The 16,610-nt window shown below is 71.3% G+C and carries 17 protein-coding genes; 5 read left to right on the forward strand and 12 right to left on the reverse strand.

The window, feature by feature from the left end; genetic code table 11:
• Positions 1–78 precede the first annotated feature (78 nt).
• Positions 79–498: an STAS domain-containing protein gene (locus KG102_RS14955; RefSeq protein WP_208212722.1), complete on the forward strand. Its 420-nt coding sequence runs from the start codon at positions 79–81 to the stop codon at positions 496–498.
• 46 nt (positions 499–544) lie between these two features.
• On the opposite strand, the gene fbaA is transcribed toward KG102_RS14955, so the two are convergent.
• From fbaA to KG102_RS14985, 6 genes are all read right to left on the reverse strand, one after another.
• Entirely contained in the window at positions 545–1,570 is a 1,026-nt protein-coding gene (fbaA, locus tag KG102_RS14960) for a class II fructose-bisphosphate aldolase (protein ID WP_208212723.1), read from the reverse strand.
• Positions 1,571–1,650: 80 nt separating this feature from the next.
• Positions 1,651–2,271, reverse strand: a complete 621-nt coding sequence (locus KG102_RS14965; RefSeq protein ID WP_249667349.1) for a TrmH family RNA methyltransferase — start codon at positions 2,269–2,271, stop codon at positions 1,651–1,653.
• Positions 2,272–2,323: 52 nt separating this feature from the next.
• Positions 2,324–3,859 (reverse strand): arabinosylfuranosidase ArfA, encoded by a 1,536-nt coding sequence (gene arfA, locus KG102_RS14970; RefSeq protein ID WP_208212725.1) that lies wholly within the window; start codon positions 3,857–3,859, stop codon positions 2,324–2,326.
• The gene (locus KG102_RS14975) at positions 3,859–4,782 is read right to left on the reverse strand and encodes a carbohydrate ABC transporter permease (RefSeq protein WP_208288233.1); all 924 of its coding nucleotides are present in this window, start codon (positions 4,780–4,782) and stop codon (positions 3,859–3,861) included. The genes arfA and KG102_RS14975 overlap by 1 nt, the downstream gene beginning before the upstream one ends.
• Positions 4,779–5,735 (reverse strand): carbohydrate ABC transporter permease, encoded by a 957-nt coding sequence (locus tag KG102_RS14980; RefSeq protein WP_372438149.1) that lies wholly within the window; start codon positions 5,733–5,735, stop codon positions 4,779–4,781. The genes KG102_RS14975 and KG102_RS14980 overlap by 4 nt, the downstream gene beginning before the upstream one ends.
• A 16-nt stretch (positions 5,736–5,751) precedes the next feature.
• On the reverse strand, positions 5,752–7,119 hold the full coding sequence (locus KG102_RS14985; RefSeq protein WP_208288232.1) for an extracellular solute-binding protein: 1,368 nt from the start codon (positions 7,117–7,119) through the stop codon (positions 5,752–5,754).
• A 252-nt stretch (positions 7,120–7,371) separates the two neighbouring features.
• Between KG102_RS14985 and KG102_RS14990 the strand changes: the two genes are divergently transcribed.
• Entirely contained in the window at positions 7,372–8,106 is a 735-nt protein-coding gene (locus tag KG102_RS14990) for a VTT domain-containing protein (RefSeq protein WP_208212728.1), read from the forward strand.
• Positions 8,103–8,888, forward strand: a complete 786-nt coding sequence (locus tag KG102_RS14995) for an HAD-IIA family hydrolase (RefSeq protein WP_208212729.1) — start codon at positions 8,103–8,105, stop codon at positions 8,886–8,888. The genes KG102_RS14990 and KG102_RS14995 overlap by 4 nt, the downstream gene beginning before the upstream one ends.
• Positions 8,889–8,893: 5 nt before the next feature.
• Here the strand turns inward: KG102_RS14995 and KG102_RS15000 are convergent, their stop codons facing one another.
• The 4 genes from KG102_RS15000 to KG102_RS15015 are packed head-to-tail and all read right to left on the reverse strand — an operon-like array spanning position 8,894 to position 11,569.
• Positions 8,894–9,463 (reverse strand): LemA family protein, encoded by a 570-nt coding sequence (locus KG102_RS15000; protein WP_208288231.1) that lies wholly within the window; start codon positions 9,461–9,463, stop codon positions 8,894–8,896.
• Positions 9,464–9,490: 27 nt separating this feature from the next.
• Positions 9,491–10,192, reverse strand: a complete 702-nt coding sequence (locus KG102_RS15005) for a hypothetical protein (RefSeq protein WP_208288230.1) — start codon at positions 10,190–10,192, stop codon at positions 9,491–9,493.
• Positions 10,193–10,196: 4 nt separating this feature from the next.
• Positions 10,197–10,772, reverse strand: a complete 576-nt coding sequence (gene pyrE / locus KG102_RS15010) for an orotate phosphoribosyltransferase (RefSeq protein ID WP_208288229.1) — start codon at positions 10,770–10,772, stop codon at positions 10,197–10,199.
• 5 nt (positions 10,773–10,777) lie between these two features.
• Positions 10,778–11,569: an SDR family NAD(P)-dependent oxidoreductase gene (locus KG102_RS15015; protein WP_208212733.1), complete on the reverse strand. Its 792-nt coding sequence runs from the start codon at positions 11,567–11,569 to the stop codon at positions 10,778–10,780.
• 54 nt (positions 11,570–11,623) lie between these two features.
• Between KG102_RS15015 and recQ the strand changes: the two genes are divergently transcribed.
• Positions 11,624–13,624 (forward strand): DNA helicase RecQ, encoded by a 2,001-nt coding sequence (recQ, locus tag KG102_RS15020; protein ID WP_372438148.1) that lies wholly within the window; start codon positions 11,624–11,626, stop codon positions 13,622–13,624.
• Positions 13,625–13,630: 6 nt separating this feature from the next.
• Here recQ and KG102_RS15025 read toward each other — a convergent pair whose 3' ends face one another.
• Both KG102_RS15025 and KG102_RS15030 read right to left on the reverse strand, forming a co-directional pair.
• Positions 13,631–14,110 (reverse strand): nucleoside deaminase, encoded by a 480-nt coding sequence (locus KG102_RS15025; protein WP_208212735.1) that lies wholly within the window; start codon positions 14,108–14,110, stop codon positions 13,631–13,633.
• A 12-nt stretch (positions 14,111–14,122) separates the two neighbouring features.
• The gene (locus tag KG102_RS15030; RefSeq protein ID WP_208212736.1) at positions 14,123–15,127 is read right to left on the reverse strand and encodes a LacI family DNA-binding transcriptional regulator; all 1,005 of its coding nucleotides are present in this window, start codon (positions 15,125–15,127) and stop codon (positions 14,123–14,125) included.
• 184 nt (positions 15,128–15,311) lie between these two features.
• Here KG102_RS15030 and manD point away from each other — a divergent pair, with 184 nt between their 5' ends.
• A complete protein-coding gene (gene manD, locus KG102_RS15035) occupies positions 15,312–16,589 on the forward strand; it encodes a D-mannonate dehydratase ManD (protein WP_243883887.1) in 1,278 nt (425 codons plus the stop codon).
• Positions 16,590–16,610: the final 21 nt, after the last annotated feature.

The raw sequence follows: 16,610 nt of genomic DNA on the forward strand, positions 1-16,610 counted from the left end.
TCCGATCGTCTAGCGTGCTGAACAGGCACGTCGTCGAGAACCAGGCGCTGCCTGTTGGATGTCACTGAAAGGAACGCCGTGCGCGACGGTAACAGCACGATCCCCGACGAGCCTGCCGACGTCTCGCAGGTCGACCCCACCGTCGGGGTCGTCGGCGAGCCAGGAGCAGTTCAGGTCATCGTCGGCACCGACGCCACGCGGATCGTGCTATCGGGCGAGGTCGACGCCGACCTCGGTGCCGAGCTGCAGGAAGCCACGGCAGAGGCCGAGCAGGTCGGCCTGCCGATCGAGGTGGACGCCCACCACGTGACCTTCATGGACTCCTCCGGTGTCGCGTTCCTGGCCCGCCTGTCCATCCGGTCCCAGCACCGTGTGCGGCTCCTCCGGGTGCCGCCGACGGTGCGGTTCCTGCTCGAGGTCACCCGCATCGGGGAGCTCCTCGACGTCGTCGAGGGTGAGGACTCGCAGTTCCAGCCACTCGACGACACCACCAACTGAGAAAGGGCCCCGGACCGAAGTCCGGGGCCCTTCTCGTTGTCAGGCGTCAGGCGCCGAGCGTGTGCCCGGCAGAGCGGAGCTGCTGCGCGGCCTCGACGAGGCGCTTGGCCATGCCGGCCTCGGCGAGCTTGCCCCAGGCGCGCGGGTCGTAGGCCTTCTTGTTGCCCACCTCGCCGTCCACCTTGAGCACGCCGTCGTAGTTGGAGAACATGTGGCCGACGACGGGCCGCGTGAACGCGTACTGCGTGTCGGTGTCGATGTTCATCTTGATGACGCCGTTGTCGACGGCCTCGGAGATCTCGGCCTCGGTGGAGCCGGACCCGCCGTGGAACACCAGGTCGAACGGGTTCTCCTTGCCGATCGCGTCACCGACCGCCTTCTGGATGTCGGCGAGGATCGACGGGCGCAGCTTGACCGCACCGGGCTTGTAGACGCCGTGCACGTTGCCGAACGTCAGGGCCGTCAGGTAGCGGCCCTTCTCGCCCGCACCGAGCGCGCGGACCGTGGCCAGCCCGTCCTCGACGGTCGTGTACAGCTTGTCGTTGATCTCGGCCGTGTGGCCGTCCTCCTCGCCACCGACGACGCCGACCTCGATCTCGAGGATCGTGCGGGCCTGGCGGGAGAGCTCGAGGAGCTCCTCGGCGATGATCAGGTTCTCGTCCAGCGGGACCGACGAGCCGTCCCACATGTGCGACTGGAACGTGGGGAGCTTGCCCGCCTTGACCTGCTCGATCTCGAGCGCGAGCAGCGGCCGCACCCAGGAGTCGAGGTTCTGCTTGGCGCAGTGGTCGGTGTGCAGCGCAACGGTGATCGGGTAGCCCTTGGCCACCTCGGCCGCGTACGCCGCGAGGGCGAGCGAGCCGGCGACGCGGTCCTTGACGGTCGAGCCGGACGCGTACTCGGCACCGCCGACGGAAACCTGGATGATGCCGTCGGACTCCGCCTCGGCGAAGCCCTGCAGCGCTGCGGTGACGCTCTGGGACGACGTGACGTTGACGGCCGGGTAGGCGAACTTGCCCGCCTTCGCCCGGTCGATCATCTCGGCGTAGACCTCGGGGGTGGCGATGGCCATGTGCAAGCATCTCCTGCGTGTAGAGGGAGGGGTATCACAACGATTCTGGCACGCCCGCCTGGGTTCGCCCCCGGGACGTTCTACCCCTGGACACCCGCGTGCTGTGCGATCCAGGCGTGCATCGCGATCGCGGCGGCCGCGCCAGCGTTGATCGAGCGGGTGGAACCGAACTGAGCGATGTGCAGCACGTCGAGGGCCGCGGCGCGGGCGGCATCGGACAACCCGACCGACTCCTGGCCGAACAGCAGCACGCAGGAACGCGGCAGCGGGTACCCCTCGAGCGCCACGGATCCGGGCAGGTTGTCGACGCCGAGCACGGGCAGCCGGTGCTCCTCAGCCCAGGCCAGCAGGTCGTCGACCGTGGGGTGGTGACGCACGTGCTGGTAGCGGTCGGTGACCATGGCGCCCCGGCGGTTCCAGCGCCGGTTGCCGACGATGTGCACCTCGGCGGCGAGGAACGCGTTCGCCGTCCGGACCACCGAGCCGATGTTGAGGTCGTGCGCCCAGTTCTCGATCGCGACGTGGAAGGGGTGCCGACGGGTGTCGAGGTCGGCCACGATCGCCTCGAGGCTCCAGTACCGGTAGCGGTCCACGACGTTGCGCCGGTCACCCTCCGCCAGCAGCTGCGGGTCGTACTGCTCCCCCGTCGGCCAGTCGCCCACCCAGGGACCCACTCCGACCTGCTCGCGCTCCTCGTCCACGGGCGCCACGGTAACCGCCGGCCGGTGACCGGCTCACACGGGCACGGAGCCGTCAGGCGAGGGTGACCTCCAGCTCCACCACGGACCAGGACAGCGGGGGCAGCCGCAGGCTCACGGTCCCGTCCTCGGCGCGCACCCCGTCGAGGGGGGCGAGCCCGACCCGGTCCGGCGCGTCCTGCGTGTTGGTCGTGTGCCGGTCACCGCCCTCGGGCACGGCCAGCACCTCGGCGCGGGTCACCCGGCCGGCGGCCCAGCCGCGCAGGTCGACGCCGACCTCCGCCTCGTCGTCCAGGCCCCGGTGCGCGAGGAACAGGGCGACGCGGCCACGCTCCTCGTCCCATGTGGCGGAGACGTCGACGAGGTCCACGCCACCGAACCTGGCCGTGTCGTAGCGGTCGGAGGTGACGGCGGCGCGCAGCACCGTCCCCCGGGCGAGCGCCGCCGTGCGCGCGAACGGCCAGAAGATCGACTGCCGCCAGGCGGGACCTGCCTCCTCCGAGCGGATGGGTGCGATGACGTTGACCAGCTGCGCCTGGTTGGCGATCTTCACGCGGTCGCCGTGCCGCAGCAGCGAGTTGAGGAACGTGCCGACCACCACGGCGTCGGTGACCGAGTACTCGTCCTCGATGATCCGCGGGTGCTCGCGCCAGACGCCGGCCCGCTCGATCACGTGCGGCTGGTCGGGCGTGTTCTTGCCCGTGGCGTACCAGACGTTCCACTCGTCGAACGAGAGGTCGATGCGCTTCTTGTGCTTGCCCTTGGCCCGGACGGCGTCCGCCGTGGCCACCACCGACTCGATGAAGTAGTCCATGTCGGCCGCGCTGGCCAGGAAGCTCGCGTGGTCGCCGTCGTGCTCCTGGTAGTAGGCGTGCAGCGAGACGTAGTCGACCTCGTCGTAGGTGTGCCCGAGCACCGTCTGCTCCCATGCCCCGAACGTCGGCATCCCGGAGTTCGACGAGCCGCAGGCCACGAGCTCGATCGACGGGTCCACCAGGCGCATGGCCTTGGCCGCCTCGGCCGCCAGCCGCCCGTACTCGTCGGCCGTCTTGGCGCCCATCTGCCACGGGCCGTCCATCTCGTTGCCCAGGCACCACAGCCGGATGTCGAACGGCTCGTCGTGGCCGTTCTTGCGTCTGCGGTCGGAGAGCTCGGTGCCGCCGGGGTGGTTGGCGTACTCGACGAGCGCGCGGGCCTCCTGGACACCGCGGGTGCCCAGGTTCACCGCCTCCATGACCTCGACCCCGGCGAGGCGGGCCCAGTCGACGAACTCGTGCAGGCCGAACGCGTTGGTCTCGACCGTGTGCCAGGCGCCGTCCAGCCGCCGCGGGCGCTCCTGCCCGACGCCGTCCTCCCAGTCGTACCCGGACACGAAGTTGCCGCCGGGGTAGCGCACCACGGTCGCGCCCAGCTCCTTGACCAGGTCCAGCACGTCACCGCGGTAGCCCTGGGCGTCGGCCGTCGGATGGCCGGGCTCGTAGATACCGGTGTAGACGCACCGGCCCATGTGCTCGACGAACGAGCCGAAGATCCGGGGCGGGACCTCGCCGACGACGAAGTCCCGGTCGAGCGTGACTCGCGCGCGCGACATCACTGCCCTCCGAAGCCGGTCGTGGCGAAACCCTTGATGATCTGTCGCTGGAAGAACAGGAAGACGACCACCAGGGGCAGCGCGGCGAGCACCGCGGAGGCCATCACCTGCGCGTACTGCAGGCCGTAGGCGCTCTTCACGGTCTGCAGCCCCACGGGCAGGGTCATGAGCGACGAGTCGCTGGTGGCGATGAACGGCCACAGGAAGTTGTTCCACGCCGCGATGAACACGAAGATCGCGACGGCGGCCATGATCGGCCGCGACAGGGGCAGCACGATCGACCAGAACACCCGCAGGCGCCCGGCGCCGTCGATGCGTGCCGCGTCCTCGAGCTCGACCGGGACCTGGTCGAAGAACTTCTTGAGGATGAACACCATCGCCGGGTGGACCACCTGCGGCAGGATCACGGCCCAGTACGTGTCGACGAGGTTGAGCGTGAGCATCTCGTAGAACAGCGGCACGATGAGCACCTGCGGCGGGATGATGATCGAGGCGATGATCGCCCAGAACAGCCAGCGCCGGCCCGTGAAGTCCAGCCGGGAGAACGCGTAGGCCGCCAGCGCGGTCACCGCGAGGGTGATCACCGTGATCGCGACGGACGTGATGAGGCTGTTCCACGTCCACAGCGGGATGTTCCCCTCGCGCAGCACGTTCGCGTACGCGTCGGTGGTGAAGCCGTCGGGCGGCAGCCAGGACACGGGGGTCGCGGCGGCGGCCGTCTCGGACTTGAACGAGGTGACGACCGCCCACAGGAAGGGCAGCAGCCAGAACACGGCGAGCACCACCAGGGCGACGATGGCACCGATCCGGCTGGGGCTGACGAACCGCTCGCCGGTGCGCAGGCCCGCCTTCGCGGCGAACCAGCCCCGCGCCGGCCGGCCGGCCGCGGCGGCGTTGGGCTGCGGTGCGACTGTCGTGGTCATGAGGCACCCCTCCGGGTCGTCAGCCGCATCTGTGCGATCGAGATGATCACGATGATGGCGAAGAAGATGTAGGCGATCGCCGAGGCGTAGCCGAAGCGGTAGCCCGTGAAGCCCGTCTCGAAGACGTACTGGACGACCGGGCGCGTCACGCCGCCGGGGCCACCCTGCGTCATGATGTAGATCTGGTCGAAGATCTTCAGCGAGGCCAGGATCTGCAGGATCACGATGAGCACCGTCGTCGGTCCCAGCTGCGGGACCGTGATCGAGCGCAGCTGCCGCCAGCGTCCGGCGCCGTCGAGCGCGGAGGCCTCGTACTGCTGCTCGGGGATGTTCTGCAGCGCCGTCAGGTACAGCAGGAAGTTGAAGCCGACCGTCCACCACAGCGTCATGAGGACGACCGCGAACATCGCCCACGTCGGGTCCTGCAGCCAGGCCACCGGGTCGACACCGACCGCGCCGAGCAGGTAGTTCACGAGCCCGAGCTGCGGGTTGTACATCCAGATCCAGAACTGGGCGGCGACGGTGGACGCCAGCAGGAACGGCATGAAGAAGGACAGCCGCCACAGCCACTGCCCGGGCAGGCCCTGGTGCACGAGGAGCGCCAGCACCAGCGCGACGATCACCAGCGGCACGGTCGACAGCACCGTGAACCACAGGGTGTTGAGCAGGGAGCGCCACATGATCGGGTCGTTCAGCGCCTCGACGTAGTTGTCGAACCCGAGGAGCTCGCCCCCGGCTCCGGTGATGCTCTCCCCGGTGAAGCTGAGGTAGAAGCCGTGCACGAGCGGCCAGATGAGGAACATCAGGAAGACGACCATGAACGGGGCGACGAAGGCCCAGCCGATCCGGTTGTCGCGCGAGCGCCGTTCGCGCTCACCGCGGCGGATCTGCTCGGCGGACGTGGTGCGCGGCGGAGCGCCGGTGACAGAGACGTCGAGAGCTGCAGAGGACACGGTCAACTCCTTCCGGTCACACCGGGTTCGGCTTGGCGAGCTGGACGTTGACGCGACGGACGAAGGCGTCGAAGCCCTCCGCCGGGTCGGAGCCGTTCAGGTAGACGTCCTGCACTGTCTCCAGGAAGTAGTTCTGGAAGTCGCTGCCGGACCCGGTGAACCACGCCTCCGGGTCGTAGTTGAGGATCTCGGCGGCCGGCGCGTAGTGCGACTGCGGCACCAGCGCCTGGTACTCGCTGCTCTGCACCACGGGCTGGAAGCCGGGGACGTGCCCCGCCTCCGCCCAGCCGAACGAGTTCTGCAGCAGGTCGGCGACGAACTGGTAGGAGGCCCGCCGCTGCTCCGGGTCGGGGCTCGACTGGTGCGGCAGGGTGAATGCGTGCGAGTCGGCGTACGCCGCCGGCGTGCCGAACAGCGTCGGGATGGGCTGCGCGTCGAACGCGAGCCCCGAGCTCTTGGCCGTCGGCAGCTCCCACACGCCCGTGAAGAACAGGCCGCTCTCCCCGGACATGAACTCGGAGACCGCGGTGCCGTAGTCGCCGCTCGCGGTGGCGACGGTGCCGTCCAGCAGCTGCTGGATGAACTGCAGCGAGGAGACCGCCGCGTCGCGGTCGACCACGGCGGTGTTCCCGGACAGGTCGAAGTCCGCGTCGTGCTGCTTGTAGAACGTGTAGAAGAGCCGCCACATCTGGGCGCCGTCACCCAGGTAGCCGTACGACAGCCCGTGCTTGCCGGTGACCGCCTGCATGGCCCGCGCGACCTCGAGGAACTGCTCGGGGCTCTCGATCGGCGCCAGCTGGCCGTCCGGTCCGAGCACCCCGGCCTGCTCGGCGACGTCGAGGTTGTACATCATCACGAAAGGGTGCGAGTCGAGGGCGATCGAGAACTGCTGGCCCTCGAGCCTACCCTTGGCCCAGACCCGCTCGAGGAAGTCCGACTCCCGCACGCCGAGCTCCGCGAGCAGGTCGAGGTCCCACGGGTCCAGCAGGCCACCCGGCGCGTACCCCGCCACGCGCGACGCGTGCATGATCGCGACGTCGGGCGAGCGCCCACCGACGCTCGCCATGGCCAGCTTGGTGTAGTACGGCGCGCCCCAGGCCAGCACGGTCTGGGTGGCCTCGTAGCCGTTGCCCATGCCGTTCACCTGGTCCACCAGCCCCGCCATGGTGACGCCGTCGCCGCCGCTGAGCAGGTGCCAGTAGGCCAGCTCCCGCGCGCCGCTCGCCGAGGCCGCCGGCGCGCAGCCGGCCAGCGCGGAGGCGGCGGCGACGCCCCCGACGGTCGCCAGCGAGCCGAGCAGCATCTGTCGACGGGTGAGTCCCTGGCCCGGCGGGGAGACCGGCGCGGGGGGCGTCCGCCGGTGCGCGAAGCGGTGCAGTTCCATGCCCTCACTCCTTCGTGAGACACGTCCGACGTCGTCGTCGATGCGCGGGCGTCGGCGTCGTCGTCGTGCCCGATTTGCATCATTACATCGTGAGAACTTGGTCGCAAGATGCCCGTGGAGCAGCGGAAACGTCAGCCCCCTGGCGCGGACCACCACGCGATCCGCACGGCGACGCTGTTCACCACGGCGGCCCACACGGTCCGCACATCGCGCCCACGGGCCGCCCCCACCTCGCCCCGTACTCTGGGGTACATGCTGATGACGACCGCACTCACGGCCGCCGGACCGATCGCGGCTCTCGGGCCCGACTTCCTCAACGCCGACCACCTGATCGAGTCGTTCGGGGCCGCGGCCCTCATCGGCATCGCCCTCGTCATCTTCGTCGAGACCGGGTTGCTGTTCCCCATCCTCCCGGGGGACTCGCTGCTGTTCACCGCAGGCGCCCTGGTGGCGCAGGACACGCTGGACATCAACATCTGGGTGCTCTGCCTGGTCCTGTTCCTGGCCGCCTTCCTCGGCGACCAGACCGGCTTCCTCATCGGCCGCACGCTCGGGCCCAAGGTGTTCAACAAGCCGGACTCGCGCTTCTTCAAGAAGAAGTACATCGACCAGACGTACGCCTACTTCGACAAGTACGGCGGCCGCACGATCATCGTGGCTCGGTTCGTGCCCATCGTGCGCACGTACGCCCCCGTCGCCGCGGGCGTCGGCAACATGCGTTACCGCCACTTCGTCAGCTACAACGTGATCGGTGCTCTGCTGTGGGCCGTCGGCGTGACCCTGCTGGGCTACGCGCTCGGGAACGTCACGTTCATCAAGGAGAACATCGAGGCGCTGCTGATCGCCGTCGTGCTCGTGTCGGTCATCCCCATCGGCGTCGAGCTGCTCAAGGCGCGCCGCAAGGGCGGCGAACCCGAGGAGCGCGACGAGCGCTACGACGAGCAGTCGGAGCGCGACGAGGTCGAGCGCAAGGCGTTCGGCGCATGACCCAGCACGGCCCGCGGGAGATCCGCTCCTGGTTGTCCGACATGGACGGCGTGCTCGTGCACGAGGGCACCGCCCTGCCCGGAGCCGCGGAGTTCGTCCGGGCGCTGCGGGACGGCGAGCGCCCGTTCCTCATCCTCACCAACAACTCGATCTTCACCACACGGGACCTGCGGGCACGGCTCGCGTCCGCGGGGATCGACGTGCCGGAGGATGCCATCTGGACCTCCGCGCTCGCGACCGGGCAGTTCCTGGCCGACCAGATGCCCGGCGGCTCGGCGTACGTCATCGGCGAGGCGGGGCTGACGACCGCGCTGTACGAGGTCGGCTACACGCTGACCGACACGCAGCCGGACTTCGTCGTGCTCGGCGAGACGCGCACCTACTCCTTCGAGGCGATCACGCAGGCGATCCGCCTCGTCCAGGGCGGCGCCCGCTTCATCGCCACCAACCCGGACGTCACCGGTCCGTCGGCACAGGGCGACCTGCCGGCCACCGGCGCCGTCGCGGCCATGATCAGTGCCGCGACGGGCCGGCAGCCGTACTTCGTCGGCAAGCCGAACCCCATGATGATCCGCTCGGCGCTCAACCGGATCGACGCCCACTCCGAGACCACGGTGATGGTCGGCGACCGGATGGACACCGACATCGTCGCGGGCATCGAGGCCGGCCTGCGCACGTTCCTGGTGCTGTCCGGCTCGACGCGGCTGGGCGAGGTCGAGCGGTTCCCGTTCCGGCCGACCGAGGTCCTCGACTCCGTGCAGGACCTGGTCGAGCGGGTCTAGCTAGCTCAGAAGCTGACCTCGGGAGCCGCGCGCACGCTCGGCTCCTCGACCTCGAAGTACTCGGCGCGCTCGAAGTGGAACATGCCGGCGATGACGTTCGACGGGAACGACTCCACCTTGGTGTTCAGCTCACGGACGTTCGCGTTGTAGAACCGGCGACCGGCGGCGATGCGGTCCTCGGTGTTGGTGAGCTCGAGCTGCAGCTGCTGGAAGTTCTCGCTGGCGCGCAGCACCGGGTAGGCCTCGGCGACGGCGAACAGGCGACCGAGAGCCTGCGTCAGCTGGTTCTCCTGAGCGGCCTGCTCGGCGGGGCCGGAGGCGGGTCCCGCGGCGGCGGCGCGGGCCTGGGCGACCTCGTCGAAGACACCGCGCTCGTGGGCCGCGTAGCCCTTGACCGTCTCCACCAGGTTGGGGATCAGGTCGTGCCGTCGGTGCAGCTCGACGTCGATCTGGCGCCACGCCTCCTGCACGAGGTTCCGCAGCCGGACGAAGCCGTTGTACGTGGTGACGGCCCAGATGAGGGCGACCAGGACGATCGCGGCGACGACGATCAGGACGATGACACCGGTGGACACAGGAGGGCCTCTCAGCGGTTGGGCAGGTCAGGCGATCGTAGCCGTGGTCTGGGGGTCGTGGCCGTGCTCGAGCCAGACGTGCCGCGGGACCGACCGCACGACCGCGGCGAGCAGGCCGAGACGCGGGGCCAGCCGGTCGACCTTGGTCTTGCCGGAGTCCCACGTCAGGATCCACGTGCCGTCGATGCGCCACGGGGTGCCGAGCGCGTCGGGCTGCAGCAGGCGCTCCATCAGTCGCGGGTGCACGATCGCGTGCCCGGTGCGCTCGTCGGGCGCCGCCACCCGGTAGGCGCGGTTGAAGGCGTCCGACTCGAACCCGATGTCCTGCATCCCGACCAGCTTGCCCAGCCGCGCGCCCAGTCCCTCGGGGGTCACCTCGACGGACGGCAGGGACGTGGGCAGCGCGAGGGCGATGACGTGCGCGTAGTGGGTCCTGCGGGTCTTCCCGGCGCCGGTGGTCCACTCGTACGTGAACGACAGTGCGGCGAGCGACTCGAACTGCCCGCGCAGGACCTCGCGCGCCGTCCGAGACCCACCCGCGCCGAACGGCTGGCCGTCCGAGAGGCGGGCCAGCCCCGGCTCGGACTCGGAGTAGCTCCACCCGTTGCGCCGCGCCCACGCACGGAACCGCTCGTTCCGCCTCTTGTCGACCCACCACCCGATGACACCGGCGCCGACGATGACGAGCAGCCAGCAACCGAAGAAGACGACGTCCGAGCTCACGCTCATCGGGTCAGGCCAGGCCGAGGTCGGTCAGGCTGAACAGGTAGTGGTACGGCACGCCGAGGGCCTCGATCTTGGCCTGGGCGCCGGTGGCGCGGTCGACGATGACGGCGACCCCCATCACCTGCGCCCCCGCCTCGCGCGCGGCCTCGATCGCCGCGATCGGCGAGCCGCCCGTGGTCGAGGTGTCCTCGAGGATGACGACCTTGCGGCCGGCGATGTCCGGCCCCTCGACGCGGCGCTGCATGCCGTGCGCCTTGGCCTCCTTGCGCACCACGAACGCGTCGAGGTCCTGGCCGCGCGACGCGGCGGCGTGCAGGAGCGCGGTCGCGACGGGGTCGGCGCCGAGCGTCAGCCCGCCGACGGCGTCGATCTCCGCGGTGCCGAGCCCGACCTCCTCCAGCCGGTCCAGCATCAGGTGCCCGATGAGCGGGGCCGCGCGGTGGTGCAGCGTGACGCGGCGCAGGTCGACGTAGTAGTCGGCCTCACGGCCCGACGACAGGGTCACCTTCCCGTGCACGACCGCGAGGGCCTTGATCAGGTCGAGCAGCTGCTCGCGGGGGGTGGGGGTCAGGTCGTGGCTCACGGCGGTCAGGGTACCGGGGGCGACGTCTCCTGCCCCTGGAACGCCCGGCGGTAGCGGCCGAACGAGCGCACGGCGCTGCGCGGGGCGAGGCGGGCGACGGCGGACAGGGTCCGGTAGCGCAGGCTCGGCGTCGAGATGACGGCGCCGCGGCGGACGTCGGCGAGGGCCGTGGCCACCACGTCCTCGGGGCTCAGCCACACGATCTCGGGGTAGGCCGTCATGTCGATCCGGCCCCGCTCGTGGAACTCGGTGTGCACGAAGCCCGGGTTAAGCGCGGTCGCCGTGACCCCGGTGCCGCTCAGCTCGACCGCGAGGCTCTCGGTGAACACGCGCACCCAGGCCTTGTGCGCCGAGTAGGTGCCGGAGGTCAGCAGGGCGGCGACGGAGGCGACGTTGAGGATCGCGCCGCGCCCGCGCGCGACCATCGCGCCGGCGGCGGCGTGCGAGAGCACCATGACCGCGGTGACCATGACCGCGAGCGCCGACTCCTCGGCGTCGAGGTCGCCGGTCACGAAGCGCTGGTTGAGCCCCATGCCGGCGTTGTTCACCAGCAGGCCGACCGGTCGCTCGGTGTCGCGGAGGCGGTCGGCCACCCGCTCGACATCGGCGCGGTCCGACAGGTCCGCCACCAGGACCTCGGCGCGGATGCCGGCGGCGGCCTCCAGCTGGGCGGCGAGGCGCGTCAGGCGTTCCTCGTTGCGAGCGACCAGGACGACGTCGTGCCTGGCCGTGGCGAGCTGCCAGGCGAACTCCAGGCCGAGACCGGCGGACGCGCCGGTGATGAGTGCGGTTGCCATGCGCCCACCCTACGGACGGCGCCGCGAAATCGTGCGTCAGTGGCGGCACGTAGGGTGGCCCGCGTGACTGACGGGTGGGGTGGCGACGAACCGGACTGGCCTCTCGACGAGGAGCCGCCGTTCGACCCGACCTACGACGCCGCCCCGCCGGAGCACCAGACCGTTCCCGCCCGCGCGCCGAGGCCGGACCTCCCCCGTGACGTGACCCGGGAGCTCGATCCCGAGGCAGCGCTGGCCGCCGCGGCGGACGTGCTGCACACGGTGTGGGGCTACGACGCGTTCCGCGGCGAGCAGGCGGAGATCATCGACACCGTGGTGCGCGGGGGCGACGCCCTCGTGCTCATGCCCACCGGTGGCGGCAAGTCGCTGTGCTACCAGGTCCCCGCGCTGGTCCGGCAGGGCACCGGGGTCGTCGTCTCCCCGCTGATCGCGCTCATGCAGGACCAGGTCGACGCCCTGTCCGCGCTCGGCGTGCGCGCCGGGTTCCTCAACTCGACGCAGGAGTCGCACCAGCGCCGCGCGGTCGAGGACGCGTACCTGGCCGGCGAGCTGGACCTGCTGTACCTGGCGCCCGAGCGCCTGCGCGTCCGGGAGACCGTCGAGCTGCTCGACCGCGGCACCATCGCGCTGTTCGCCATCGACGAGGCGCACTGCGTGTCCCAGTGGGGGCACGACTTCCGGCCGGACTACCTGCAGCTGTCGATGCTGCACGAGCGCTGGCCCGAGGTCCCCCGGATCGCCCTGACGGCCACCGCCACCGAGCACACGCGCGCGGAGATCGCCCAGCGGCTGCAGCTCGGCGACGCCAGGCACTTCGTCGCCAGCTTCGACCGGCCCAACATCCAGTACCGCATCGCGCCCAAGGACAAGCCGCGCGACCAGCTGCTCAACCTCCTGCGCACCGAGCACGAGGGCGACGCCGGCATCGTCTACTGCCTGTCGCGCAACTCGGTCGAGCAGACCGCACAGTTCCTGGTGCAGCACGGCGTGACCGCGCTGCCGTACCACGCGGGTCTCGACCGGCACGTGCGCGCGCGGAACCAGTCGAGGTTCCTGCGCGAGGACGGCATCGTGATGGTGGCGACCATCGCGTTCGGGATGGGCATCGACAAGCCGGACGTCCGGTTCGTCGCCCACCTGGACCTGCCCAAGTCGGTCGAGGGGTACTACCAGGAGACCGGCCGCGCCGGCCGCGACGGTCTGCCGTCCACCGCGTGGCTCGCGTACGGGCTGGCGGACGTGGTCCAGCAGCGCCGGATGATCGACACGTCCGAGGGCGACGCAGCGCACAAGCGTCGGCTGACCGCGCACCTGGACGCGATGCTCGCGCTCTGCGAGACCGTGTCGTGCCGCCGCGTGCAGCTGCTCAACTACTTCGGGCAGGCGTCCCAGCCGTGCGGCAACTGCGACACGTGCCTGACCCCGCCGGAGTCGTGGGACGGGACGGTGGCGGCCCAGAAGCTGCTCTCGACCGTCGTCCGCCTCGAGCAGCGCGGGCAGCGGTACGGCGCGGGGCACCTGGTCGACATCCTGCGCGGCAAGGTCACGCCCCGGATCACCCAGCTGGGTCACCAGGACCTGAGCACGTTCGGCGTGGGCCAGGACCTGTCCGACGGGGAGTGGCGCGGCGTCGTGCGGCAGCTGCTGGCCCTGGAGCTGCTCGGCGTCGACTCCGACGGGTACGGCACCCTGCGGCTCGCGGCCGACAGCGCCGACGTGCTGCGCGGCGAGCGCGAGGTCCGGCTGCGGCGGGAGACCGAGAAGGCCGTGCGGACGCGCGGATCGCGCAGCGGCAAGCCCGCAGCCGCGGCGGACCTGTCGGACGACGCCCTGGAGCTCTTCGAGGCGCTGCGGGCCTGGCGCGCGGGGGTCGCCAAGGAGCAGGGTGTCCCGGCCTACGTGGTGTTCCACGACGCGACGCTGCGCGAGGTGGTCACCCGGCGGCCGACGTCGCTGGCGGAGCTCGGCGCGATCAGCGGGATCGGTGCCACCAAGCTGGAGCGGCACGGTCCCGGGCTGCTGGCGGCGCTGTCCGGGGTGGGTCAGCCCGCCTGACCGTGGTCAGGCCCCGAACCGGCGGCGCTGGAGCTCGCGGACCTTCTCGGCGAGCTCGAGGACCGGGCCCTCGACCAGGAGGTCGGGGGCGACGGCGTTGATGGGCAGCGTGGCCACCGGCCCGGGTGGGACGCCCCACTGCGCGAGCCATGTGCCGGTCTGCGCCGACGACGTCGCGTAGACGATCCGGCCCAGGCCGACCCACGCGTGGGCGGCCGCGCACATCGGGCAGTGCTCGCCGGAGGTGTAGACCGTGGCGGCGGCGCGCTCGTCGGGTGTCAGGTGGTTCGCGGACCAGCGGGCGATCTCGAACTCGGGGTGCCGGGTCTGGTCGCCGTCCTTGACGCGGTTGCGGTCCTCGAAGCGGACCCGCCCGGCGGCGTCGACGAGCACGGAGCCGTACGGCTCGTCACCGTCGTCGAGGGCCTCGCGGGCGAGCTCGACGGCACGGCTCAGGTGGGCCCGATCGACTTGCGTGATCGTCATCGGCCCACCCTGTCACCTCACGACGCGCAGCGGGGCGGTGCCGGTGGAGCCGCGGATCACCAGGTGCGTGGGCAGCTCGACCGTGACGGTCCCGCCGGGATGCGTGGGGTCGAGGCGGGCCAGCAGGAGGTCGGCGGCCGCGTGGCCGGCGCGCTCGAGCGGGGCCGCGATCGTCGTGAGGCCGGGGCGGACCAGGTCCGCGCCGAAGACGTCGTCGCAGCCGACGACGCTCATGGCGCCGGGCACGTCGACGCCCCGCTCGGCCAACCGGTCGAGGATGCCGAAGGCCAGCAGGTCGTCGAAGGCCAGCACCGCGGTGACGCCCGCGTGCAGGGCGGCGTCGGCCGCGGCCGCCCCGTCCTCGCGGCGGGGCACGAACGGACCGATGGCGACGACCTCGACGTCGAGGCGCTTGGCGGCGGTGCGCAGGACCGCCCGCCGACGGCGATCCGACCACGAGGCGCGCGGGCCTCCCGCGTACGCGACCCGCCGGTGGCCGAGCGAGGCCAGGTGCGCGAGCGCCTGCCCGGTGCCGCCCGCGGTGTCGACCAGGACGCCGGACTGGTCCGGGACCGGACGGTTCACCGTGACCATCGGGAACTCGTGCGACCAGGCGGTCAACCGGTCGTCGTCCAGGCGCGAGGCCGCCAGCACGGCCCCGTCGACCGTCGGACGCAGCGCACGCAGCGCGCGCTCCTCCGCCTCGACCGACTCCTCCGCGTCGACCAGCACGTGCACGTAGCCGTCGGCCCGCAGGCGCGCCGCGGTGCCCCGCACGATCCCGAAGAAGTAGGGGTTGGTGACGTCCGGGACGACGAGCGCGACCATGCCGGTGCGGCCGGAGCTGAGGGCACGTCCCGACAGGCTGGGTGAGTAGCCCAGCTCGCGGGCCGCCTCCCGCACGCGGGTCGCGGTGCGTTCGTTGACCCGCCCCGGCTTGGTGAGCGCGCGCGAGGCGGTCGAGATGGCCACGCCGCTGGCGGCCGCGACGTCGCGGAGGGTGGGTGGCCTGGTCATCGGTCCTCGTCGCACGCTGGGAGTTGCCCGGGCCCGGCGGCCCAGCCGGTCCCATGGTGGCGGGCGAGCGCAGTTCTGGCAACCATCGGCAAACGTTTGTCCCAGGCGCCCCGCACCCCTACGGTGGGACGCGGACGCAGGACCGGAGCAACGTCGACGGCGCCGTCGACGGATCGGAGCAGGCATGCCCACCCACGACCCGTCCCCGAGCGACCTCGGCCCCGCCGCCTCCGGGAGCGCCATCCGGTCGGCCGAGGTGCTCGTCACGAGCCCGGACCGCAACTTCGTCACGCTGCGGCTGACCACCGAGGACGGCGTGGTGGGGCTCGGGGACGCGACGCTCAACGGCCGCGAGCTGTCCGTGGCCTCCTACCTGTCCGACCACGTGGTGCCGCTGCTGCTCGGGCGGGACGCGCACCGGATCGAGGACACCTGGCAGTTCCTCTACCGGTCGGCGTACTGGCGGCGGGGTCCCGTGACCATGGCCGCCATCGCCGCGGTGGACGTGGCGCTGTGGGACATCAAGGCCAAGGTCGCCGGGCTGCCGCTGTACCAGCTGCTCGGCGGCGCCAGCCGGACCGGGATCATGGCGTACGGCCACGCGAGCGGCCGGGACCTGCCGGAGCTGTTCGACTCCATCCGGCACCACCAGGAGCAGGGCTTCCGCTCGATCCGCGTGCAGACCTCGGTCCCGGGCATCGACGCGGTCTACGGCGTGGCGGCCCAGCCGTCGTCGTCCGGGCGCTACGACTACGAGCCCGCCCAGCGCGCTCCCCTGCCGGCCGAGGAGGACTGGGACACCCGGGCCTACCTGCGGCACATCCCCGCGGTCTTCGAGGCCGTGCGCGGCGAGTTCGGGCCGGAGCTGCCGCTGCTGCACGACGGGCACCACCGGATGACCCCCATCCAGGCCGCGCGCCTGGGCAAGGACCTCGAGCCCTACGACCTGTTCTGGCTGGAGGACTGCACCCCGGCCGAGAACCAGGAGGCGCTGCGGCTGGTCCGCCAGCACACCACCACGCCGCTGGCCATCGGCGAGGTGTTCAACACCGTGTGGGACTACCAGACGCTGGTCCGGGAGCAGCTGATCGACTACGTGCGCTCGGCCGTGACGCACACCGGCGGGATCAGCGCGCTGCGCAGGATCCTCGACTTCGCGGCGCAGTACCAGATCAAGTCCGGCATCCACGGGCCGACCGACATCTCCCCCGTCGGCATGGCCGCGGCGCTGCACCTCGACCTGGCCATCCACAACTTCGGCATCCAGGAGTACATGCAGCACGGGGCGCGCACCGACGAGGTGTTCCGGCAGACGTTCACGTTCACCGACGGGTACCTGCACCCGGGCGAGCAGCCCGGCCTCGGCGTCACCTACGACGACGACGCGGCCGCGCGCTACCCGTACCAGGCGGCGTACCTGCCGTTCAACCGGCTCAAGGACGGCACGGTGCACGACTGGTGAGCGCACGACTGGTGAGCGCGC

The organism is Cellulomonas fengjieae, from assembly GCF_018388465.1.
Lineage (GTDB): Bacteria > Actinomycetota > Actinomycetes > Actinomycetales > Cellulomonadaceae > Cellulomonas > Cellulomonas fengjieae.